This window comes from Cobetia sp. BMC6, from assembly GCF_029991385.1.
In the GTDB taxonomy this organism is placed as follows: domain Bacteria; phylum Pseudomonadota; class Gammaproteobacteria; order Pseudomonadales; family Halomonadaceae; genus Cobetia.
In genome coordinates this window covers 901,076-922,217 of sequence record NZ_JAKUMF010000001.1, presented here as the reverse complement: position 1 = coordinate 922,217, position 21,142 = coordinate 901,076, and the positions used below count along the sequence as shown (strand labels likewise).

General features: G+C 63.1%; 23 protein-coding genes. 13 read left to right on the top strand and 10 right to left on the bottom strand.

The genetic code is table 11. The features are described from left to right. Nucleotides 1-75 precede the first annotated feature (75 nt). The 6 genes from MKZ40_RS03970 (at nucleotide 76) to MKZ40_RS03945 (ending at nucleotide 4,766) form a co-directional block, all read left to right on the top strand. Nucleotides 76-1,245: a TauD/TfdA family dioxygenase gene (locus tag MKZ40_RS03970; protein ID WP_175089528.1), complete on the top strand. Its 1,170-nt coding sequence runs from the start codon at nucleotides 76-78 to the stop codon at nucleotides 1,243-1,245. Continuing rightward, nucleotides 1,245-1,844 carry an HD domain-containing protein gene (locus tag MKZ40_RS03965; RefSeq protein WP_175089527.1) on the top strand — a complete coding sequence of 200 codons (600 nt, stop codon included), beginning with the start codon at nucleotides 1,245-1,247 and terminating at the stop codon, nucleotides 1,842-1,844. The genes MKZ40_RS03970 and MKZ40_RS03965 overlap by 1 nt, the downstream gene beginning before the upstream one ends. A 262-nt stretch (nucleotides 1,845-2,106) precedes the next feature. Beyond that, complete coding sequence (locus tag MKZ40_RS03960) at nucleotides 2,107-2,433, top strand: gamma-glutamylcyclotransferase family protein (protein WP_175089526.1); 327 nt, start codon at nucleotides 2,107-2,109, stop codon at nucleotides 2,431-2,433. A 182-nt stretch (nucleotides 2,434-2,615) separates the two neighbouring features. Further along, nucleotides 2,616-3,092: a GFA family protein gene (locus tag MKZ40_RS03955; protein WP_175089525.1), complete on the top strand. Its 477-nt coding sequence runs from the start codon at nucleotides 2,616-2,618 to the stop codon at nucleotides 3,090-3,092. Between the two features lie 284 nt (nucleotides 3,093-3,376). Continuing rightward, a complete protein-coding gene (locus MKZ40_RS03950) occupies nucleotides 3,377-4,360 on the top strand; it encodes a LysR substrate-binding domain-containing protein (protein WP_175089524.1) in 984 nt (327 codons plus the stop codon). A gap of 76 nt (nucleotides 4,361-4,436) precedes the next feature. Then, nucleotides 4,437-4,766, top strand: coding sequence for a gamma-glutamylcyclotransferase family protein (locus MKZ40_RS03945; protein WP_153636169.1), 330 nt, complete (start codon nucleotides 4,437-4,439; stop codon nucleotides 4,764-4,766). 121 nt (nucleotides 4,767-4,887) lie between these two features. Here MKZ40_RS03945 and MKZ40_RS03940 read toward each other — a convergent pair whose 3' ends face one another. Beyond that, nucleotides 4,888-5,763 carry a LysR family transcriptional regulator gene (locus MKZ40_RS03940; protein WP_175089523.1) on the bottom strand — a complete coding sequence of 292 codons (876 nt, stop codon included), beginning with the start codon at nucleotides 5,761-5,763 and terminating at the stop codon, nucleotides 4,888-4,890. Nucleotides 5,764-5,967: 204 nt separating this feature from the next. On the opposite strand from MKZ40_RS03940, the gene MKZ40_RS03935 reads away from it, so the two are divergent. Beyond that, nucleotides 5,968-6,483 carry a lactoylglutathione lyase family protein gene (locus MKZ40_RS03935; protein ID WP_043333918.1) on the top strand — a complete coding sequence of 172 codons (516 nt, stop codon included), beginning with the start codon at nucleotides 5,968-5,970 and terminating at the stop codon, nucleotides 6,481-6,483. 153 nt (nucleotides 6,484-6,636) lie between these two features. On the opposite strand, the gene MKZ40_RS03930 is transcribed toward MKZ40_RS03935, so the two are convergent. Together MKZ40_RS03930 and MKZ40_RS03925 are read right to left on the bottom strand one after the other, a co-directional pair. Next, complete coding sequence (locus MKZ40_RS03930) at nucleotides 6,637-6,882, bottom strand: hypothetical protein (protein WP_175089522.1); 246 nt, start codon at nucleotides 6,880-6,882, stop codon at nucleotides 6,637-6,639. A gap of 450 nt (nucleotides 6,883-7,332) precedes the next feature. Continuing rightward, complete coding sequence (locus MKZ40_RS03925; RefSeq protein WP_267895301.1) at nucleotides 7,333-7,458, bottom strand: hypothetical protein; 126 nt, start codon at nucleotides 7,456-7,458, stop codon at nucleotides 7,333-7,335. Between the two features lie 358 nt (nucleotides 7,459-7,816). On the opposite strand from MKZ40_RS03925, the gene MKZ40_RS03920 reads away from it, so the two are divergent. Further along, a complete protein-coding gene (locus MKZ40_RS03920; protein ID WP_175089521.1) occupies nucleotides 7,817-8,512 on the top strand; it encodes a haloacid dehalogenase type II in 696 nt (231 codons plus the stop codon). Between the two features lie 214 nt (nucleotides 8,513-8,726). Here MKZ40_RS03920 and MKZ40_RS03915 read toward each other — a convergent pair whose 3' ends face one another. Then, complete coding sequence (locus MKZ40_RS03915; protein WP_217485853.1) at nucleotides 8,727-9,476, bottom strand: IclR family transcriptional regulator; 750 nt, start codon at nucleotides 9,474-9,476, stop codon at nucleotides 8,727-8,729. Nucleotides 9,477-9,594: 118 nt separating this feature from the next. Between MKZ40_RS03915 and MKZ40_RS03910 the strand changes: the two genes are divergently transcribed. Together MKZ40_RS03910 and MKZ40_RS03905 are read left to right on the top strand one after the other, a co-directional pair. After that, entirely contained in the window at nucleotides 9,595-11,181 is a 1,587-nt protein-coding gene (locus MKZ40_RS03910; protein WP_217485852.1) for an MFS transporter, read from the top strand. Nucleotides 11,182-11,267: 86 nt separating this feature from the next. Then, nucleotides 11,268-12,299 carry an HlyD family secretion protein gene (locus tag MKZ40_RS03905; RefSeq protein ID WP_175089519.1) on the top strand — a complete coding sequence of 344 codons (1,032 nt, stop codon included), beginning with the start codon at nucleotides 11,268-11,270 and terminating at the stop codon, nucleotides 12,297-12,299. A gap of 221 nt (nucleotides 12,300-12,520) precedes the next feature. On the opposite strand, the gene MKZ40_RS03900 is transcribed toward MKZ40_RS03905, so the two are convergent. The 5 genes from MKZ40_RS03900 to MKZ40_RS03880 all read right to left on the bottom strand — a co-directional run bounded on the left by MKZ40_RS03900 (nucleotide 12,521) and on the right by MKZ40_RS03880 (nucleotide 16,798). After that, nucleotides 12,521-12,889 carry a Lin0512 family protein gene (locus MKZ40_RS03900; RefSeq protein WP_175089518.1) on the bottom strand — a complete coding sequence of 123 codons (369 nt, stop codon included), beginning with the start codon at nucleotides 12,887-12,889 and terminating at the stop codon, nucleotides 12,521-12,523. After that, on the bottom strand, nucleotides 12,886-13,299 hold the full coding sequence (locus MKZ40_RS03895; RefSeq protein WP_175089517.1) for a Lin0512 family protein: 414 nt from the start codon (nucleotides 13,297-13,299) through the stop codon (nucleotides 12,886-12,888). The genes MKZ40_RS03900 and MKZ40_RS03895 overlap by 4 nt, the downstream gene beginning before the upstream one ends. A 357-nt stretch (nucleotides 13,300-13,656) precedes the next feature. Continuing rightward, a complete protein-coding gene (locus MKZ40_RS03890; protein ID WP_254627069.1) occupies nucleotides 13,657-14,871 on the bottom strand; it encodes an ABC transporter substrate-binding protein in 1,215 nt (404 codons plus the stop codon). Further along, a complete protein-coding gene (locus MKZ40_RS03885; RefSeq protein ID WP_175089516.1) occupies nucleotides 14,868-15,719 on the bottom strand; it encodes an ABC transporter ATP-binding protein in 852 nt (283 codons plus the stop codon). Before MKZ40_RS03885 ends, MKZ40_RS03890 begins: the two co-directional genes overlap by 4 nt. After that, nucleotides 15,716-16,798 (bottom strand): iron ABC transporter permease, encoded by a 1,083-nt coding sequence (locus MKZ40_RS03880; protein WP_175089515.1) that lies wholly within the window; start codon nucleotides 16,796-16,798, stop codon nucleotides 15,716-15,718. The genes MKZ40_RS03885 and MKZ40_RS03880 overlap by 4 nt, the downstream gene beginning before the upstream one ends. 402 nt (nucleotides 16,799-17,200) lie before the next feature. Here MKZ40_RS03880 and yghX point away from each other — a divergent pair, with 402 nt between their 5' ends. Beyond that, nucleotides 17,201-18,088: a YghX family hydrolase gene (gene yghX / locus MKZ40_RS03875; protein ID WP_175089514.1), complete on the top strand. Its 888-nt coding sequence runs from the start codon at nucleotides 17,201-17,203 to the stop codon at nucleotides 18,086-18,088. Between the two features lie 111 nt (nucleotides 18,089-18,199). Here yghX and MKZ40_RS03870 read toward each other — a convergent pair whose 3' ends face one another. Further along, entirely contained in the window at nucleotides 18,200-19,456 is a 1,257-nt protein-coding gene (locus MKZ40_RS03870; RefSeq protein WP_282627786.1) for an endonuclease/exonuclease/phosphatase family protein, read from the bottom strand. A 232-nt stretch (nucleotides 19,457-19,688) separates the two neighbouring features. Here MKZ40_RS03870 and thiM point away from each other — a divergent pair, with 232 nt between their 5' ends. Then, entirely contained in the window at nucleotides 19,689-20,516 is an 828-nt protein-coding gene (gene thiM, locus MKZ40_RS03865; RefSeq protein ID WP_175089513.1) for a hydroxyethylthiazole kinase, read from the top strand. Beyond that, nucleotides 20,506-21,129, top strand: coding sequence for a thiamine phosphate synthase (gene thiE, locus MKZ40_RS03860; protein WP_175089512.1), 624 nt, complete (start codon nucleotides 20,506-20,508; stop codon nucleotides 21,127-21,129). Before thiM ends, thiE begins: the two co-directional genes overlap by 11 nt. Nucleotides 21,130-21,142: the final 13 nt, after the last annotated feature.

The following is a 21,142-nucleotide window of genomic DNA, read 5'->3' as shown; positions in this document are numbered from 1 at the left end:
ACCCCCTACTTAGGTCCCATGCCTCGCTCCCATAATGGCCATGATATACAACCGTGCTAATGGAGAGATGCCTGCATGCCCCTGATTAATGCCCTGTCCGACGCGCTGCCGCTGACCCTGAGCGAGTCGCCGCTGTCACTGAACCTGATCACCGCCGAAGGCCTGGAGCCGGTCAGCCCGCTATGGCTGCGCGAGCGCACCCAGGACCCGGAGCAGCTCGATGAGGTGACCACCCAGCGCCTGTTCGATTCGCATGCCATCGACGTCAACCTCGAGCTGACCGCGGCGCGTCCGGTCAATGAGACGCACGTGGAATTCACCTTCAGTGACGGGCATTGCGAGGTGTATGACCTCACCATGCTGGCGCATGAACTGCAGGGCATCACGCCGTTCCCCAAGCCCGAGAGCTGGGATGCGAGCCTCGATCAGCAGGCGCAGCGCGTCGACTGGGAGAAGATGGGCAACAATGAGGACTTCCAGAAGGCATTGAAGGCCTATCTGCGCTTTGGTTACCTCATCGTGCAGAACGTGCCGACCGACCCGGAGCGCATTCTGGAAGTGGCCGGTCACTTCGGCTACGTCAAGGACACCAACTTCGGCAGCTACTTCGAGGTGTACTCGCGTCCGACGGGCAATGACCTGGCCTACCGTAGCGTGGCGCTCGGGCCGCACACCGACAACCCGTACCGTGATCCGGTGCCGGGCATCCAGATGCTGCACTGCCTGGTCAACGAGACCACCGGCGGCCTGTCCACGCTGGTCGACAGCCTCAATGCACTCAAGCAGCTCAAGGCCGAGATGCCGGAAGGTTATGAACTGCTGCGCACCACGCCGGTCGGCTTCCGCTTCCTGGATGCCGGCACCGAGCTGACCACGCGTCGCTGCGTGATTCGCGAGAACTCCGATGGTGAGCCCATCGGCGTCAACTACAGCCCGCGCCTCGATCATCTGCCGCACATGTCGCTGGAAGACACTCGCCGCTACCATCAGGCCCGCCAGCGTCTGGGGCAGCTGTTCCAGGACCCGGCCAACGAGATTCGCTTCCAACTCGAATCTGGAGAGCTGATGATGTTCGACAATACCCGCGTGCTGCATGGCCGTACGGCGTTCGACACCAATGAGGGGCACCGCCACCTGCAGGGCTGCTACATGGATAGCGATGGCCCGCGTGAGCGCTTCGCCACGACCCTGATGCGTCAGCGTCAGCAGCAGGCACAACAAGAAAACCGTGAGGAAATGGCGTAATGGATCAGGTTTCATTCACCCAGATGAAGGACGGCACCGCAGAAGATTATGCATTGCTCGAGCGTCTTGAAGATCAGTTCAATGAAGGGCTGGTGGAGCGCCTCAAGCTTGCCCTGCGCAAGCTCGATGATGGCCTGAGCGGCTACAAGGTCAGCCGTCTGGAGCATTCCCTGCAGTCGGCGGCGCGCGCCGAAGCCGATGGTGCCGATGACGACCTGGTCGTCGCCGCCCTGCTGCATGATCTCGGCGATGAGCTGGCGCCCTACAATCACTCGCAGCTGGCCGCCGCCATCATCCGCCCGTACGTGCGTGCCGAAGTGGCCTGGATCATCCATCACCACGGCCTGTTCCAGAAGTTCTACTACGGCCACTTCTACGGCGAGGACCGCAACGAGCGCGAGATCTACAAGGACCACCCCTGGTATCAGAAGTGCGTGGATTTCTGCGAGCGTTATGATCAGGCAGCCTTCGATCCCGACTACCCGACCCCGCCACTGGAGCACTTCGAGCCGGCACTGCGTCGCGTCTTCGCGCGCAAGCCCTTCGACCCGGACGTGATCGGCGAAGAGCCGGCCGGCGGTTTCGACAGCCGCGTCTGAGCATGTGAAGGCAGGTGCGTGAGACGCGTCTGACTCTCTCTGCTCCTGCGCTACCTCGCTTGACCATTGCCCTCACTGGCTCGCCCAGTGGGGGCAATCTGGTTTGTGGGCGTTGCGTTGAGTGCGCCACGTCAACAAGGGGTTGAACCTCGCCACTCAGCCTTCATCATCACTGACTAACGTCAGCGTCAATGAAGGCGGCGCCGATACGGCCGTCTTTCCCTCGCGGATCTTCCCCCTCCCCAACCCGACAGGCAGACGCATGGAACATCTCTTCATCTACGGTCCACTGGGCCCCGGCGGCCTCAATGAGCATGTCATCGCCAACATCGATGGCGAATGGCGCTCGGCCTACCTACGCGGCCGACTGGAAAACACCGATCACGGCGATGAGCACAACTTCCCGGGGCTGGTCGTCGACAACACGGGCCAGGTGATACGTGGCCACGTATTCTCCTCGGCGCAATTGCCCGAGCATTGGGATGCCCTCGATGACTTCGAAGGCCCCATCTATCAGCGCACCGTTACTACCGTCATTCTCGATGACAATCGTGAACTCGAGGCCCATGTCTACGCACTGCCCCAGTGAGACTCACGGCGCGACACGGAAAGCGATTGCTGATTGCTGATGGCTGATGGCTGTAGCATGTGCTGGATGGCGGCGCATGACTGCCCGCCGCCTTGCGCCCGGATGGCGTAACATTGCCCTTCGGCGATGCATGGCCAGTCAACGCCAGCGTCCTCATTCATGCATCACAAGGGAGATTCCTCATGCAGCTTGAAGGTTCCTGCCACTGCAAGGCCGTCACATTCCAGCTCGAATCGCCGCACCCCTATCCGTATCAGCGCTGCTATTGCTCGATCTGTCGCAAGACGGCGGGCAGCGGTGGCTACGCGATCAATCTGGCGGGCGATGCCAACACCCTGAAGGTAGAAGGCCGGGACAATCTCTCCATCTATCACGCGGTGACCGACGGGGTCGAAAGTCCGGCGGAACGACACTTCTGCAAGCGCTGCGGGAGCGCGCTGTGGCTTTACGATGCCCGCTGGCCGGAGCTGATTCATCCTCAGGCCGGGGCGATCGACACCCCGCTGCCCGTACCGCCGGAGCATGTCCACATCATGCTCGACAGCAAGGCCAACTGGGTGGAAGTCGCGCACGAAGCACGTGATGCTCATCATGCCGAGTATCCCGAAGAGAGCATTGCCGCCTGGCATGTGCGGATTGCCGAGCGCGACACCGACTGATATCGACGGCACGTCAACAGGGCCAGCCATATCATCGTTCAGGATCGGGCGCGACCTTGATCAGAGTCAGGTGCGACCTCACGGCTTGATCCACTGGGGTGAGCGTTGATGTCATTCGCTACGTCGCGTATAAGTGCCGCCTATACAGGGCGGCGCTCCTGTTCGTATCCGGTAGTTGCTGGCTGATGCCTTCTCATGCCTCATCCAGGCAATCGCCCGAGCCATCAGCCAGGCAGGACAGTACGGAAGGAGCGCCGCGACAGCGCATCACAGTGAGGACTCTCGTGCCGGCCCGAAAGACAAGCACCCCAGCGCCGCTGGAAAGCGCAAGCCCTCTGGATGACCTGCCCTCCCTGCGCGGGCTGGTCGCCTTTGACGTGACGGTCCGCCTGGGGTCGATGACGGCCGCCGCCAGTGAGCTCGATACCACCCAGCCCACCATCTCCCAGCGCATCCGCGCGCTGGAGGAGCACCTGGGCCATCCGCTGTTCGATCGCCAGGGCGGCCGACTGATCCTCAACCACTACGGCGAGACCTTCCACGCCGAACTGGCAGGCGGGCTTGGTAAGGTATGCAGCGCCGTCACGGAAGCACGTCGCAAGGTGCACAAGCCGACCCCGCGTATCACCATCGCCGCGGGCGCCGGTTTCGCGCATGTCTGGCTGCGCCCGCGTCTGGAGCGGCTGGAGCAGGACTTTCCCGACTGCCACTTCACGCTGCTGCCGATCGATCGCGATGAAGACCCGCAGATGCAGCAGGCCGACATCGCGATCCGCTTCGGCCCGCCGTTGACGGGCGATCATCGCGATACGCTGGTGGTCGCGGAACGCGCCTTCCCGGTCTGCTCCCCGGACTACGCCCGACGTCATGGGCTCGAGAAGGGGCTGGACGCCGAGGCGCTGGCGCGCATCACCCTGCTGCATCTGGACATGCGCGATACCCGCTGGCTGGACTGGGCTACCTGGTGCCGCCACGCGGGGCTGCCGGTGCCGCGCCTCGACAAGGCCTTCCCCTACAACAACTTCCCGCTGACGCTCAATGCTGCCGTCAATCATCAGGGCGTCGCGCTGGGCTGGAGCCACGTCATCCAGGATCTGCTCGACAACGGCTCGCTGATCGCCCTGACGCCGCATATCTCGCGGGACCGCCACGGCTATCGCATGAGTGTCCGCCATCCCAACAGTGCCGTGATCCAACCCATCACCCGCTGGCTGACACGCGAATTCTCCGGCCTCGAGATTCCGGGACCTACCACAAGGCAGCCGTGAGCGGCCGCAAGCCCTCGATACGTCCGACGCGCGCCGCCGAGACAGACTTCTCCCCCGACGAACGACAGAGACTCCCATGCAGCATCTTTTCATCTACGGCACCCTCGGGCCGGGCGGCCCCAACGAACATGTCATGCTCGACATTGGCGGCAGCTGGACACCCGGCACCCTCAAGGGCCGGCTGGAGGCAGCTGGCTGGGGGGCTGAGATGGGCTTTCCGGGGCTGAGACTGGATGAGGCGGGCGACACCATCCGCGGTCACGTCTTCTCCTCCGACAACCTGGCCGATCACTGGCAGGCGCTGGATGATTTCGAAGGCAGCGAATACCTCCGCCAGCCGGCCACGATCACGCTGGAAGATGGCAGCACCCTGACGGCACAGGTCTATGCGCTGAGCCAGCCGTGAGCTGCTCCATGAACTGTTTCATGAACTGCTCCACAAGCTGATCAGTGCGCCGATACCTGAGCGTAGCTGTCTTAGCGCCGATGCCTGAGCATCGAGGCCTGAGCACTGATGCCTCGGCGCGCTAAAGCGACGCCTTCAGATACTCCAATACCCGTCTGGCGCGCGCCGAGAGCGGCCATTCCGCTCGCGTAAGCAGCCACAGGGTATCGACCACCTCCGTGCTGCCCTCAGGCGGTGGCACCACCCGGATGGCCTGATGATCAGTAAAGGCCTCACGGGCATGGCGCGGTACGACGCTGAAGCCCAGCCCGCGGGCGACCGGCTCCAGAATCAGGCTGATCTGGTTGGTGGAACCACTGCGCGGCAATGAGCTGATGCCCGGATTGCCCGGGAAACGCCGACTCAACAGGCGCGAGGCCATGTCCTGACCATCCGGGTGATCGATGAAGCCCAGTGTCTCGAGATCCCCCCAGTCATGGATCTCGACTCCCGCCGGCACCACCAGCTCGAGGGGCTCACGCGCCCACTCCGTCACGCTCAGGCGCGGGTCATCGGGCTTGAGCGTGACGATCCCCAACTCGAAGCGATTCTCCAGTACGGCCTCCACCACCTCGCGCGTCGGCGCGAAGCGATGGTGGACATTGAGGCCCGGCGACTCCTGCTGAAGCGCCAGCAAGCGCGGATAGATCGCCAGGCCAATGCTGCCCGGCGTGATCAGCCGAATATCGCCATGACTGTCTTCATTGCCCGCCAGCCGCTGGGTCAGGCGCTGCTCGGCGGTTTCCATCTCACGCGCGAAATCCAGCAGAGCATGGCCGGCCGGCGTCAGTTCGATCTTGCGCGGATGACGGATCAACAGCGTGCCAAGCCGGGTTTCCAGCTGGCGCACATGCTGACTGACGGCGGCCTGGGTCAGATCGAGCCGCTCCGCAGTGCGCGTGAAGTTGCCGACACTCACCAGGGTACGAAAGGTGCGTAGCCATTGGGGTTGCAGCATTCAAGCTCCTGGGGGGTTGGAAGAATCAGGGGGGCAGCATCAGCAAGACTGCGACGGAGAGCCTCTACAGCCATAAGCAAGTCTTATCATTATCATAACAACTACGTGGTTTTCATTATTGCTCATGACGCTCAAGATGGCATCCAACGTCACGCAGGCAGTGACCGAGCCATTTCCTTCACGACTCACATATCGAGGTGACTCATGAGCAACGAAAAGAACACACCGTATCCGCGCACCTTCTCCCACATCGGCCTGTCCGTCGGTGATGTGGAAGCCGCGGTCAAGTTCTACACCGAAGTGCTGGGCTGGTACGTGGTGATGGAGCCGACCACCATCACCGAAGATGACTCCGCCATCGGCGTGATGTGCAGCGATGTCTTTGGCCCGGGCTGGGGCAGCTTCCGCATCGCCCACCTGTCCACCGGCGACCGTATCGGCGTCGAGATCTTCGAATTCCCGAACCACGAGACGCCGGAAAACAACTTCGAGTACTGGAAGACCGGCATCTTCCACTTCTGCGTCCAGGACCCGGACGTCGAAGGACTGGCCGAGCGCATCGTCGCCGCCGGCGGCAAGCAGCGCATGCCGGTACGCGAGTACTTCCCGGGTGAGAAGCCGTTCCGCATGGTCTACATGGAAGACCCGTTCGGCAACATCCTCGAGGTCTATAGCCACAGCTATGAGATGACCTACGCCGCCGGTGCCTACCAGAACTGAGCACGGCGCAGACGTCAGATACAGCAAGGCCCCGCCATGGCGGGGCCTTGCTGTATCTGACATACATGCTCGAGACATCTCGAAAGCAACCTCGAGAGCGACACACGATGATCTTTGTCGGGGCAGCTCAGCGAAAGCTGACCCATCTGAACCTCAGTGGATGACGGGCATGCTGCGCACACGACGGTAAAGACTCTGGCTGGCGAGTTCCGGACTGAGCAAGGCAATCCGTGCCTTCTGCACCGCGAGCTCACGTTGCAGCAATGACCAGGTGCCGATGAACTCGGCACACTCACCACAGTGCACCAGGTAATCATCAGAGTGCTCATGATATTGGTAATCCATGCTCAGGCAGTTACATACCGGGCAGGACAGAACGGCGTTGGCTTTCTCATCCATGATTCGATTCCTTGGAGCCACACTGATTGAATTCATGGCAATGATCACACGCATTCAGGTAATCATTACGGGTGTGAACATCCCTCATACTCTGCAAAACCCGCTGAACTCACACTATCCATGATGTGATATCTGTACAACTCACTCTTGTGGGCGGGAATTCTCGAAACGTTAACCAGTGGTAACGTGCTGGCGTGTTCAGCACGTTGATCTCATCGCGAATCGCGAAACACCATGACTGCGACAAACACCCCGATAGCAAATCACTTCTCCATGATTACACAGCGATACGCAAGACTACATTCGCTGACCGATGGCGAGCCGCCTTCAGACTCTCGAACCGTCAAGCGCGCTTGGTTTGCAGATTGTATCGCCAAACGGGCATGAAAAAACCCACCCTCGGGGGGGGGGGGTCTTGCGTGAATCCCTTCGGCTGTCACCGCCAGCAGATCATTTCATCTTGCGCGCCGAATCATCCTGCTCGATGCGGGTCAGTAACCTGTCAAAGACGCCAGTCGCCAACAGCACAAAGGTGACGGCCAAGCCAAGCCCCATCCAGATAGCGATATTGCTCATTGTCCCTTACCCCTGCTGTTTTCTTGGTTTTTTCAGCCCTTCTGCGACGCAATATGGCGTAAATTCAATGTTTGTACAACATTTGATCATGAAAATGTCGACCTCCGTCTGGCGCTGAAATTACCGGTGCCATTCCAGACCTCTGACCGGCGTCATCACACTGCCAGCGGCCATGATTTGAGCAATCGCTCAACAACGGGTAGTCTTGCGCCATGAAGCATGAAGAAAACGGCGTGGGCTTGCCTGCACTGATTCCTTGGCGCTGAACCGTTGGTGTTGCCCCTCCCATGGCGCCACCCGTGCCTGCTACCTCGCTTCGCGCCCACTGCATGTCTGAATTATCACCCCAGGAGCCACCATGTCTGACACGACCTTTCCCGATGTACTGGTGTTCGACGTCAACGAGACACTACTCGACATCACCACTCTCTCGCCGTTGTTCGCACGCGTGTTCGGTGATGAAAGCGTGTTGCGCGAATGGTTCGCACAGCTGGTGCTGTACTCGCAGACCATAACGCTCTCACAACGCTACACCCCCTTCGGTGAGCTCGGCGTGGGCGCCCTGAGGATGGTCGCCGACATCCATCAGGTCAGACTCGCGGATGACGATATCGATGAGCTCAAGTCGCGCATGGCCGAGATGCCGGCCCATCCCGATGTCGCCCCGGCGCTTAAGCGCCTCAAGCAGGCCGGTTTCCGCCTGGTGACGCTGACCAATTCCCCCGCAAGCGCCTCCCCGACGCCGCTTGAAAAGGCCGGTATCAGCGAGGCCTTCGAGCAGCATTTCAGCGTCGACAGCGTCAAGCAGTTCAAGCCGGCGCCGGCCACCTATCAGCATGTCGCCGAGCAGCTCGAGGTCGAGCTGGGCGACATGTGCATGATCGCCTGCCATGTGTGGGACACCATCGGTGCCCAGGCCGCCGGCATGCAGGGCGCCCTGCTGACGCGCCCGCACAATGCCGTGCTGCCCGCCGATAATGTGCCGACCCCGGAATTCATCGCCGCGGAGCTGATGACCCTGGCGGACCAGCTGATCGCGGCCAGAGAGGGCTGAGCGAGCCCTGGCCTCTGAGCTCTCTTGCTAGACTCTTTTTAAGACTCTCTTTCCAAATTCAGTTTCTCAGCTCTGTCTCTGAGTGCTGCCTCGTAACAACACGCCGCCCGCCCATTCGGTCGGGCGGCGTGACTGTGCCTGCCTTCCTGTTCGCCCTCTCCACCACCTCGTCGTTCGATCAGCCGCCGCACATGGCCGCCTTGGCGGAGCGCCCTCACTTGAGTGAACGAAAGGTCTTGAGCATCTCGTTACGGGTCGCCTGCAGCGCGGCCTGAATCTCCGCCCTGTGCTCGCTGATGCGCCATGAGGGGCCGACCACGGACACGGAGTAATGGCCCTGACTGGTCTCCAGGCCAATTGCGATCGCACCGACTCCCTGCATATGCTCATCCTCATCATGGCCGATGCCGGTGCGACGCACCTCGGCCAGTTGCGTCAGCAGTGCCGGCATCGCGAGGGTGTTATGCGTGTAGGCCATGAGATCCGTCCCCAGCAGGCGCTCCACCTGCTCATCCTCGAGATGCGAGAGCAACACCTTGCCGCTGGCTGTCGCATGCAATGACAGGAAGTTGCCGGCCATCGGCGATACCCGCAGCGGCAGCGGCGACAACACCGAGTGCAGTATCAGCAGCTCGTTGCCGCTCAGACTGCAGAGCACCACCGTTTCCTCGGTGGTGCCGCTCAACGCCTCCAGAAATGACTTGGCATGCGTGATGATATCGAGCTGGCTATGGCGCGCCAGCCGCATCAGCGCAGAGCCGAGCCGTATCCCGCCATGGCCGTGGATTTCCAGCAGGTCTTCCTGGGCCAGCGCATCGACCAGCCGCTTGACGGTCGAGCGCGGCAGATCGTTCATGGCGGCGATCTCCCCCAGGCTCATGCCCTGCTCACTGCCTTCCAGACTCTTGAGGATCGCCGCCACCCTGGCCACGACCTGCACGCCACTACCTTCTCTTGTGGACACAGACACAACTCCTTAACAAGCTAACTACTTGCCTAACAAAACCGCTGAGTGGTACAGTGTACCGCATTACGAGACACCCAAAGTGTCTAGCGCTTCACCTCAAAACGGGAACTCTACAGTGGCCGCTCCTCACCCCTTCAATCCACGACTCGCACTCGGTCTTGTGGGCATTCTGCTCGCATCGCTGATGTCCGGTGTGGGAGAGCGTGTCACGCAGACCGTCCTGACGGATGTGGTCGGACACTTCGGCTTCTCCCACGATGAGGGCAGCTGGCTGACCACGATCTACAGCGCGGCGGAAGTCTCGATGATGCTGCTTGCCGGCTGGCTGGCCGTCACCTTCAGCCTGCGCCGCTTCGCGATCGGTGCCTGCCTGGCACTGGCCCTGTTCTCGCTGCTGGTGCCTCTGGCCGACAGCTTCCCGCTGATGGCGGGGCTGCGCTTGGCCCAGGGCCTGGCCTCCGGCAGCATCCTGCCGCTGTTGATGATGTCAGCACTGCGCTTCCTGCCGTGGCATAGCAAGCTCTATGGCCTGTCGGCCTATGCGATGACGGCCACCTTCGGCCCTTATCTGTCGGCACCGCTGGCCGCTCTCTATGGCGACCTGGGCGACTGGAATCTGGTGTTCTGGGAAACCGCTCCGGTATGTATTCTCGCCGCCGCGCTGGTCTCCTGGGGCCTGCCGCAGGACCCGCTCAAGCTGGAACGCTGCAAGCAGTTCGACTGGCTCGGTGCCTTGCTGGGCGTCACCGCCCTGTGCGCGCTGGTCGCCGGCATGACCCAGGGTGAGCGACTCGACTGGGGCAACTCACCGTTGGTCGTCGCCCTGCTGACCACGGGCGGGCTGGTCTTCGTGACCTTCCTGATCCATGAGTGGTTCCACCCGATGCCGCTCTACAAGCTGCAGCTACTGGCACGCCGCAACTTTGCCTTCGGCATCATCACCCTATGTACCTTCATGTTCCTGACCCTGTCCGCTGGCACCATTCCCGCCGCCTTCCTGGGGGAAGTGCAAGGTTATCGCCCCATGCAGCTGTTTCCGGTCATGTTGACCATGGCCCTGCCACAGCTGCTGCTGGCACCGCTGGTGGCGACACTGATCAACCGCAAGAGCGTCGACAGCCGCTACGTGATGGCCACGGGCCTGGTGTTGATCCTGATCAGCTGCCTGCTGGGCTCGCAGCTCACCAGCGACTGGAATCGCGACAACTTCTATCTCATCGAGGTGCTCAACACCCTGGGTCAGCCGATGGTGGTGGTACCGCTGCTGATGAATGCCACCGGGGCGCTCAGCCCGCTGGAAGGGCCGTTCGCCACCGCGATGGTCAACTCGCTGCGCGCCCTGTTCACGGTGGTAGCCTCCACGGTCTACGGGAGCTTCCTCGTCACGCGTGAAGCCCTGCACACCACCCGCCTGGGCGAAGCACTCGGCCTGCAGGGCAATCAGCCCGCCGGACTCATCCAGGTCGACGCGGCAAGCGATATCACCACGCGCATCTCCGAGCAGGCCTCCGTGATGAGCTATGCGGATGCCTACCTCGCCATCATCCCCTTCGTGGTGGCGCTGCTGATACTGGTCATGGTGCTGCCGATCCGCGCCTATCCGCCCCAACCGGCACCGGCACCTCAACCAGAGCCAGCACAGCGCTCTCAGTCTCAGCCCTCTCAGTCTCAGCCCTCTCAAGCACAACCCTCCGGGGCATAAACACAGACACAGGCAACGGCAACCAGCTAGCCAGGATTCAGCCACTTCCCCCTTCTTCGACATAGACGACGAGATACGACACCGACATGAACAAGACACGTACCACCCTACTGTTGAGCGTTCTGGCGCTCCTGCTGGTCGCGACCTACGCGGGCCTCTACTGGAAGGGCCACGATGGCCGCGAAGCCACCAACAATGCCTATGTACGCGCCGATAGCGTGATGGTGACCACACGCGTCGCGGGCCAGATCGACAAGGTGCTGGTGGAAGACAATGAAGTGGTCAAGGAAGGCCAGATCCTGGCCACGCTGGATGACCGCGATTACCAGGCCTCCCTGCACTCCGCCCAGGCCGATCTCGCCGCCCAGCAGGCAGCGGTCGGTGACCTGGATGCCAACATCGAGCGTCAGCACGCCGTCGTGCAGCAGTCCATCGCGGAAGTGAAGTCCACCCAGGCCTCACTGCGTTATGCGCGCAATGATGCCAAGCGTTACCGCAGCCTGCGCATGACCAACGCCGCCTCCCAGCAGGACAAGGAAAAGGCCGATGAACAGCAAGGCATCTGGGAAGCCAATCTCGTGCAGGCCCAGGCGGCTCAGCGCTCGGCGGAAAAGCAGATCGGCGTCCTTGAAGCCCAGCGCGTGGAAGCCCTGGCCGAGGTCGAACGCTCACGTGCAGCACTCGAGCAGGCGGAACTGAACACTGGCTATACCGTCATTCGTGCGCCGAAGGACGGCATCATCACCCAGCGCTCACTGCGTGTCGGTGCCTACGTGCAACCGGGTGATTCGCTGCTGGCCATCGTGCCGCACAAGGAAGCCTATGTCGTCGCCAACTATCTCGAGACCCAGATGGCCGAGATGGAGCCGGGCCAACCGGTCGAGATGACGCTGGATAGCCTGCCGGGCACGACCTTCACTGGCCATGTCGACAGCATCGCACCGGCCTCCAGCAGCGCCTTCTCGGCCGTGGCCAGCGAGAACGCCACCGGCAACTTCACCAAGATCACCCAGCGCATGCCGGTCAAGATCGTGTTCAACCCGAATCAACCCGACTTCGACAAGGTACGCATCGGCATGTCCGTGATCGCCCATGTCACGACTCAGCAACAATCCTGATTCGACACGCGGCTCGGCAGGTGATTTCGCCGGCAACTCCAGGCCATGTCACTCTGCCACGTGCCATGGCCACCAGAGCTGCCATACGAATGTCGCCGCACGAGTCCGGTGTCATCACCTGTGCCATCGGGTCTGAACCGAAAAGCCCCCGCGCGTCACTGACGCACGGGGGCTTTGTTCGTTATTGGCCAACACGCCCTCAGTCGGCGCTTGCGCATTGCCTACGACTGGCACAGCTGCCATGCGTCGTGGTCGATATCGAGCATGGCGGCGACAGCGGCCGAGGCCACGACATGCGTCTGGCCACTGGCCTCGTCATGCACATTGAGCCCGCCCTGCACCACCGTCACCTCGGCGCGCCCACGGGGAAGCTCGCGCGCTACCGCGTCCACATCCACGGCGTCCGGTTCCTGGACCGCGATGGTGACCTCGACGCGCATCTGGTGGTGATCGATGCCGAGTGACTGGAACATCACGATTGAGGAATGATGCAGGGCGTCATGCACCGCACGGCAGGCAGCCTTGGTGTAGTCCATGCCGTAGAGGTCATTGCCGGTGCCCATCTCGAGAATGATGCGTTGCTCGCTCATGACTGACCTCCTGCCGACTGCCCGGCCGTGGAAGAGGTGGATGCCGCGCCGGCGGCCGCCGCGCTGGTGGCCGCCATGTCGAATGACACGATGATGGCGACATTGGCGACCACGCTGACCCCGCTGCCATCCGGCTTGGCCACGTCCAGCCCGCCCTTGACCACGCGCACACTGGGCTGACCGTAGGGAAAGATGCCCAGCAGGGCATCACTGTCGACCTTGTCGGGCTGCTGCACGCCGATCTCGACCTCGATCAGCATCGCCTCCTTGGGGAAGCCGAAGGCGTCCGCCACGTTGAGCGAGTTGTGCCACAGGGCATCGCGGATGCCACGTGCCGCCGCCTCGGTGTAGTTCTGGCTGCGAATGGAGGTGCCCATGCCGAACTGGGTCACCATGCGTGTCTTGGCCACATTACCCCCCTGATTTCCTGTCACGGAAAAGACGTACCACTCGCGCCGCCTATCAGCGCGGATGCTTGAAAAGCCCGATCACCCACCCTAGCCCGCCCAGCAGCAGGGCGCCCTGCCAATCTCCCCGGAACAGCTCGATCAGCGCCAGGACGATTGCCACCAACTGTGCGCTGCGCACCGGACTGACCGTCGCTATGGGCTGCGGTCACCCTGCTCTGACATGCGCCCTCCCGTCGCTGGCCCGATGACTTCATCTGGCGCTGACAACGCCGAGCGATGACAACGTCGCTCCATCGTTTCAGGAAAGCCTCAAGTAGAAAATACGACTTCCGTCCCCGAGCACCTGCCCCGATCAGCTCATCGGGGCGTGTCAGGCGCCTCAAGCGCCAGCTGCCCCCAGAAGTGGCCGCTGCTGCGCGACAGCGTCGGGTCGTTCATCAACCAGGCAAAGGTGGCCATGGGGTCGAGGTCGGCAAAGGTCTCGGGGTGCAGCCAGCGCGCGATGGCCTCCAGCGCGACGATGGCATAGGGCCCCTGGTGGAAGCCATGCCACAACGCCATCACCCGGCCCTGCTTGACGGCATCCAGTGACTGCCAGCCGGGCAATGTCTGCACCATGCGCGCCAGATCATGCTGGATATCCTCACCCGAGATGCCGATGCCGGCACGCAGGCCATCGCCCTTGGCCCACTGGCCACCGGTATTGAGAATCGCCTCGGGCGGGTGGGCCAGCACCCACTCCTTGCTGAGGGTGGCACCGCTGACCGGCGCCAGTTCAGCGGCCAGATTGCGCCCGCCGGCCCGCGTGACCAGGTCCGCCACGCCGTTATGCAGATTGGTACGACAGCAATCCACCTTCACGCCCGGTGCGATGTTGATCAGCACACGCGGCCGATCGGCTATCGTCGCCAGACGTTCGTCAATCAGCGCCAGATGCGCCGCCATGGTGTCCTCCACCTCGCGGGCACGCGCCTCGACGCCGAGCACCTCGCCCAGCAGGCGCACGCTGACCGGAGCATCCTGCAGCGGATGATGATTGAACTCGACATACAGCCAGGGAGTGCCAACCTCATCCAGCAGCGCCGCCAGCGGCGAGCCTTCGATACGCGAACGCTGGGAGAGATCGAACAGTACCAGGTCCGGCGTCAACGCCAGCAGGGCCTCGCCTCCGAGGCTCGGCGTCGAGGCGCGACTCAGTGCTGGCAGCGTGGCAAGTTGCGGCCAGCGCGTCTCGAGACGCTCGGTCATCGCCGGGTCAAACACCGTCAGGGGGTAGGCCCAGCCGACGATACGCTCAAGCGGAGCCTCCAGCAGCGTCAGCAGTGCATATAGCTGACGCGGCTGGGCGAGGAAGATGCGCTGCGGCGAGGACTCAAGCGTCACCTCGCGCCCGGCGAGATCCGTCACCTGACGCGGAAAGCTGGCCTGGGCCTGTTCAGTAGCGAAGGGCACCTTGGCGACCGGCTCGGCGGCATGGGCAAGGTTGCCCGGCGCGCTCGAGAAGGCCCCTGCGAAGACAGTGGCGAGTGCCAGCAGGCGGACACCTGCCAGTCTTGTGCGCCTCGCCATCATCGTCTGGCTCCGGCATCGCGCGTGATATGACCGATATCGGCCTGGGCCGAGTCGGCGACGCGATCGGTGAGCACCACCGGATGGCCCAGCGAGCAGCTCTCGATCCGTGCCTCGATCCCGTAGGCCTCACGCAGATGCTCGGCGGTGATCACCTCCCGCGGGGCCCCGGTGGCCAGCAGGCCGGAGGGTGCGAACAGGATGATCTGATCACAGAAACGCAGCGCCAGATTGATGTCGTGCAAGGCGATCAGGCAGATGGCCTGCTGCTCCTGAACCACGCCGCGCACGCCTTCGATCAAGGCCAGCTGCCAGCGCAGATCCAGCGCGCTGGTCGGCTCATCGAGCAGCAGCAGTTGCGGCTGGCGCACCAGCGCCTGGGCGAGACCGACCATCTGACGCTGGCCACCGGAGAGCGTGTCCATGCGCCGGAAGGCCAGAGAATGCAGCGACAGGCGTGCGAAGACCTGCTCGACCAGCGAATCCGTGGCCTCGCGGCTCAACTCGGCACGCGCCGCGCGGCAGGCGCTGGCCACGGCTTCATAGGCCACCAGACTGGTCGGCTGCGGCAGCGTCTGCGGCAGGTAGCCGACATGACGCATGCGGTTCGCCCCGTGCAGCGACGACAGCGCAAGCTCCCCGAGGTGGATGTCGCCCTTGGCCGGGCGCATGCCGGCAATCGCCTTGAGGAAGGTCGACTTGCCGACCGCATTCGGCCCGAGCACCCCGACCAGTGAGCCCGCCGGCAGCGGTGGCAGATCGAGTTGATCGAAGATCATGCGCCGCTGATAGCCGGTGGTCAGCTGCGAGATCTTCAAGGAGGCTTGCGAATCAAAGACGTGATGGCTCATCCCTGCCCCCTGCGCTGACCGAGCAGCAAGGCGAGGAAACAGGGAATGCCGATCAATGAGGTCACGATTCCTACCGGCAGCACCAGGCCAGGTACCAGTGACTCACTGGCCGTGGCGGCCAGGGACAGCACCAGCGCCCCCGCCAGCGCACTGCCGGGCAGGTAGAAGCGATGGTCTTCCCCCAGCGCCAGACGCGCCATGTGCGGCCCGACCAGACCGATAAAGCCGATGGTGCCGACAAAGGCCACCGCCACTGCCGCCAGCAGGCTGACACGCAACAGTGCCGTGCGGCGCAGGCGAGTGACCGGCACGCCAAAGCTGCGCGCATGGTCTTCCCCGGCACGCAGCGCTGTCAGCGCCCAGGCACGCCGCATGGCGAAGGGCAGGCAGACGACCAAGACGCTTGCGATGATCGCGACTCGCTCCCACGAGGCTTCCGACAGGCTGCCCATGGTCCAGAACACCAGCTGCTGCAGCGCATCGGGACTGGCCACGAACTGCACCAGCGCATTGACGGCGTTGAGCACGAAGACCAGCGCGATGCCGAACAGCACGATCACTTCGCGACTGGCGCCATACAGCGAGGCCACGGCATCGATGGCCAGAATCGACAGCGCCGCGAACACGAAGGCCATCAGCGCGATGGTGTAGCTGGGCGGCAGCCCCGGCAAGGCGACATCCAGGATGATGACCAGCGAGGCGCCAAGCGTCGCCGCGGCGCCCACACCCAACGTGAAGGGGCTGGCCAGGGCGTTGTTGAGCACGGTCTGCATCTCGGCGCCCGCAAGACCGAGGGCTGCACCGACCAGCGCCGCCATCACCGCCGTCGGCAGACGAATCTGCCAGACGATGGCTTCATTGATCGGCCCGTGCGAACCGGGATTGATGAGTTCGCCCAGCAGATCAGACAGCGCGAGATCGGCAGGGCCGGTCATGATGTCGCCAAGGATGGCCAACAGCAGTGCCAGGCACAGCGCGGAGAGAATCACCACACGCTTCCAGGCGAAGCGCCGGTATTGCTGGGCGAGCGTAGGCGACGACTCAGGCGCTGAGGCCTGAGCGTGCGCGGGGGGAGACATCGGACGTTTTTCAATCACCAGCAAGGTCTGCCACTAGGAGGAGGAAGTGAACTTCCATGCATCAGGGCCCACCGAAGCCGCCAGGCGGCTCGGTTATCAGCATGAATCATGCGCAGATGATAATGATTGACGCCTGCAGTCACAATGCGCACGGCCGCGACGGGTGACATGCGCGACCCGGCTCACGTCCATTCAACCCAGCCTGGCGCCGCCAGGCCTTCCCACACCCGCCCTGCTCACGTCCGCTTCGACAAGTACCTGGCTTAGCAAATGTCAGGCTCAGAAAATGTCAGGCTCGGAAAATGTCAGGCTCGATGAACAGGGCGGCAAAAACTTGGTAGCGTCCTGACGGGTTGCTATGTTCAAGATTCGCTCGCCCCTTCTCTTGCCCAGGAGTCTGACATGGCCCGCCTCACTGCAAAGGATTTTGCTCCCGAGTTGCTGGAGCTGTACGACGGATATGTGCATGGCAACATCACTCGCCGCCAGTTTCTGGATCGCGCGGCGGCCTTTGCCGTCGCGGGCATGACAGCCACCTCGATTCTGGCAAGCCTCAGCCCCGACTACGCGCTGGCTTCTCAGGTCGAGTTCACCGACCCCGACATCGTCGCCGAATACATCACCTATCCCTCCCCCGAGGGCCACGGCGAGGTGCGCGCCTATCTGGTGAAGCCCGCCAAGGCCAGCGGCCCGCTGCCGGGCGTGGTGGTGGTGCATGAGAACCGTGGCCTCAACCCCTATATCGAGGACGTGGCGCGCCGCGTGGCCAAGGCCGGCTATATCGCGCTGGCCCCGGATGGATTGAGCTCGGTGGGCGGCTATCCGGGCAACGACCCCAGGGGCAAGGAGCTGCAGGCACAGGTAGACCCTGAAAAGCTGATGAACGACTTCTTCGCCGCCATCGATTACCTGATGAGCGAGGACCGCACCACCGGCAAGGTCGGCATTACCGGCTTCTGCTACGGCGGGGGCGTCTCCAATGCCGCCGCCGTGGCCTATCCTGAACTAGCCTGTGCCGTGCCCTTCTATGGCCGCCAGCCGCGCGCCGAGGAAGTCGCCGCCATCAAGGCCCCGCTGTTGCTGCACTATGCGGAGCACGATGAGCGCGTCAATGCCGGCTGGCCCGCCTATGAAGCCGCGCTTGAGGAACACGACAAGGTCTATGAGGCCTACATCTACCCGGGCACCCACCACGGCTTCCACAACGATTCGACGCCACGCTATGACGAACAGGCCGCCAGGCTCGCCTGGGACAGAACGCTTGAGTGGTTTGCCAAGTATCTGACCTGATCCGCTCGACGCAATGTGGCTCCTCTCTGAACGACAAGGCCCGCACCCCATGCTTCATCCTTGGGGTGCGGGCCTTGTCATGAGCATGTCAGGACACCATCGGGCCGTCTTTCAGCTGCACAGCATGCCGCTGGCGACGATCTCGCTGAGCGTGCCCTTGCCGATGCCGCTGATGCGAGTCAGCTGACCGCTGGAACTCCACGGGCGCTGCCGGATGATATCGGCGGCGCGTGCCGGCCCGATGTTGGGCAGGCGATCCAGCTGATCGGCGTTGGCGGTGTTGAGGTCGATACAGGTCTGACCCGCCGAACTGGAGGCGTTGGATGCACGACTGGCCACCTCTGTGCCCGCCGCCTGCGGCTGGCCGCCGTCCAGCGGCAGCAACGCCAGTGTATCGCCGGTCACCGATAGATAGATCGGGGCGTGATCGGAGACATCGGCACGCGCCGCCTCATGACTGATACCCAGATAGTCCGGGAAGCGGAACACCTCGCCGCTGGCGCTGGGCCATTCGCTCGGCACATACCAGATGTTGTCGTAGAGTGAGGCATAGCGGCCATCGGTCTTGGAGAGCGTCGTCGCGCCCTCGGTGATCAACGGGCGCAGGCCGAGGGTGCGCAGGTCTCCCCAAGCAGGCTCGTCCGGCGCCATGTTGAAGTCACCCATGATGATCGCCGGGGTACCGGGCGAGATTTCCTTCATCAGGTCGTAGATATCCGCCAGCGCACGGATTTCCGGCGCGCGATCCGCCTTGCTGTCGCCATAGACGATATGCACGTTGGCGGCGCTGAAGGCCCGCCCGCTGTCCTTCTCGACGAAGGTGGCCAGCAGCGGCTCGCGCGAGAACACATCCTCGGGATCGAGATAGACGGTAGCCCCGCCCTGATAGGCGATCGTCTTGTCGCGATACAGATAGGCGTAACGCTCGGTATAGGTGCTGCGCCCGACCGCATGGCTGACCAGGCTGTCCCACTCATCGCCGGTCAGGGCTTCAAGCTGCTGCTCGAGCTCGCTGACGACCTCCTCCTTCATCACCTCCTGCAGGCCGATCAGGTCCATATGGCTTGCCACCGCCGCGACCTGTTCGAGATGCTTGCCGTTGTTCCAGCCGGCATGCTTCAGATTCCAGCTGGCGATCACCGCATCCGCCTGACTGCTGGCCGCAGCGCCCAGCAGTACGGGCACTGCCAGCGCCATCACCACCCTTCTGGCGATGCGCTCAAGTCGAGAACCGCCAGACGGCTGCCGGCCGCGCGAGGGCTTGCTGCTGATGCTAGTACTATTGCTGCCGTTGCTGGTGCTGCCAGCGATATTGAAGTGATTGTTGCTCGAATTGCTGACGCTACCGCGCTGACCTGTGCGTATCACTGCATGACCCTTGACTGATGACTCGTACAAAAAAGACCGTAAGAGACTGTATCTTATGGGCTTGCCGTCAAGGTTTATAGAACCACGATATTATTTATTATCCTTTGCGCGACTCTTGATAGATAACAGAGAGCTCCCGCGCCACGTCAGCGCCGGCCCTTGCCACTTGACCTTTCAGCGCCAGCTTCTACTCTCGAGCGCTGATGCCTCCTTTCTCCAGTCACGAGATCCCATGACCCCATCGTCATCCCTTTCCCCCGGCAGCCTGCTGAATCAGCTGCGCCAGACCACCCCGCTGGTGCACAACATCACCAATCATGTCGCGATGACGCCGACCGCCAACACCCTGCTGGCCATCGGTGCCTCGCCGCTGATGGCGCATGCACAGCAGGAAATCCAGGAGATCTCCGCCATCAGTGCAGCGCTGTCGATCAATATCGGTACCCTCTCACCCAGCTGGATCGAGGCCATGCAGCTGGCCGCGATGTGCGCCCACCGCGATGGCAAACCCTGGGTGCTGGACCCCGTCGGCATCGGCGCCTCCAGCCTGCGCCAGTATGCCTGCCGCTCGCTGCTGGAATATCGCCCCAGCGTGATTCGCGCCAATGCCTCCGAAGTGCTGGCGCTGGTCGGTGAGATGAATCAGGGCCGCGGCGTGGACAGTGGCGATGATGGTGAGGATGCGCAGGAGCGCGCCTATCGGGCAGCCGTCGCCCTGGCGCGCGCGCAGAATTGCGTGGTGGCAATGACTGGCCGTGTCGATATCGTCACCGATGGCAAGCGCCAAATCACGGTTCAAGGTGGCCATGCGCTGATGGGCCGCGTCACTGCCATGGGCTGCGCCCTGAGCAGCGTGGTCGCCGCCTTTCTCGCCGGACATGACGAGACCCTGCAGGCCAGCGCCGCCGCGCTGGCCTGTTACGCCGAGGCCGGTGAGACGGCGGGCCAGTCAGCGCAGGGCCCGGGCAGCTTCGTGCCACGTTTCATGGATGCCCTGTATACTCTCGACGCCGATTCCACCCTGCTAGCCTCTCGTCTGGAGCTGACCGATGTCACTTGATCTATCCCTTTACCTGGTCACCGACCCCTCGCTGTGCGCCGAGCGCGGCCTGGAAGCCACCGTGATGGCCGCCGTACGCGGTGGCGTCAGTGTCGTGCAGCTGCGCGACAAGCACGCCAGCGACGAGGAGATGATCGCCCAGGCCATCCGCCTCAAGGCGCTGCTGGACGAGTACGAGGTGCCGCTGATCATCAATGACCGCATCGAGGTCGCGCTGGCCAGTGGCGCCGATGGCCTGCACATCGGTCAGAGCGATGGCGATCCGGTCGAGGCGCGTCGCCGTCTCGGCGAGGACGCCTTGATCGGCCTGTCGGTCCAGACGCTTGAGCAGCTCAAGGCCCTCGATGTCGAACGCATCGACTACCTCGGCCTCGGCCCGGTCCATGCCACCCCGACCAAGCCGGATCATGCCGCGCCGCTGGGCATCGAGGGGCTCACGCAGCTCGTGCGCTCAAGCCCGCTGCCGACGGTCGCCATCGGCGGTATCTCGCTGGCCAATGCCGGCGAAGTCATGACCAGCGGCACCGACGGCCTCGCCGTCGTATCGGCGCTGTGCAGTGCCGAAGACCCCGCCGCGGCCGCCCAGCAATTCCTGGCGCAGTATCCTTTCTGATCTGATCCCACCC

Coding starts and splice junctions, on each gene's coding strand:
- MKZ40_RS03925 (WP_267895301.1), bottom strand. CDS start 7,458: ATGAGCAATATCGCTATCTGGATGGGGCTTGGCTTGGCCGTCACCTTT.
- MKZ40_RS03945 (WP_153636169.1), top strand. CDS start 4,437: ATGCAGCATCTTTTCATCTACGGCACCCTCGGGCCGGGCGGCCCCAAC.
- MKZ40_RS03885 (WP_175089516.1), bottom strand. CDS start 15,719: ATGAGCCATCACGTCTTTGATTCGCAAGCCTCCTTGAAGATCTCGCAG.
- yghX (WP_175089514.1), top strand. CDS start 17,201: ATGGCCCGCCTCACTGCAAAGGATTTTGCTCCCGAGTTGCTGGAGCTG.
- MKZ40_RS03965 (WP_175089527.1), top strand. CDS start 1,245: ATGGATCAGGTTTCATTCACCCAGATGAAGGACGGCACCGCAGAAGAT.
- MKZ40_RS03955 (WP_175089525.1), top strand. CDS start 2,616: ATGCAGCTTGAAGGTTCCTGCCACTGCAAGGCCGTCACATTCCAGCTC.
- MKZ40_RS03940 (WP_175089523.1), bottom strand. CDS start 5,763: ATGCTGCAACCCCAATGGCTACGCACCTTTCGTACCCTGGTGAGTGTC.
- MKZ40_RS03880 (WP_175089515.1), bottom strand. CDS start 16,798: ATGTCTCCCCCCGCGCACGCTCAGGCCTCAGCGCCTGAGTCGTCGCCT.
- MKZ40_RS03905 (WP_175089519.1), top strand. CDS start 11,268: ATGAACAAGACACGTACCACCCTACTGTTGAGCGTTCTGGCGCTCCTG.
- MKZ40_RS03960 (WP_175089526.1), top strand. CDS start 2,107: ATGGAACATCTCTTCATCTACGGTCCACTGGGCCCCGGCGGCCTCAAT.
- MKZ40_RS03900 (WP_175089518.1), bottom strand. CDS start 12,889: ATGAGCGAGCAACGCATCATTCTCGAGATGGGCACCGGCAATGACCTC.
- thiM (WP_175089513.1), top strand. CDS start 19,689: ATGACCCCATCGTCATCCCTTTCCCCCGGCAGCCTGCTGAATCAGCTG.
- MKZ40_RS03890 (WP_254627069.1), bottom strand. CDS start 14,871: ATGATGGCGAGGCGCACAAGACTGGCAGGTGTCCGCCTGCTGGCACTC.
- thiE (WP_175089512.1), top strand. CDS start 20,506: ATGTCACTTGATCTATCCCTTTACCTGGTCACCGACCCCTCGCTGTGC.
- MKZ40_RS03930 (WP_175089522.1), bottom strand. CDS start 6,882: ATGGATGAGAAAGCCAACGCCGTTCTGTCCTGCCCGGTATGTAACTGC.
- MKZ40_RS03970 (WP_175089528.1), top strand. CDS start 76: ATGCCCCTGATTAATGCCCTGTCCGACGCGCTGCCGCTGACCCTGAGC.
- MKZ40_RS03935 (WP_043333918.1), top strand. CDS start 5,968: ATGAGCAACGAAAAGAACACACCGTATCCGCGCACCTTCTCCCACATC.
- MKZ40_RS03920 (WP_175089521.1), top strand. CDS start 7,817: ATGTCTGACACGACCTTTCCCGATGTACTGGTGTTCGACGTCAACGAG.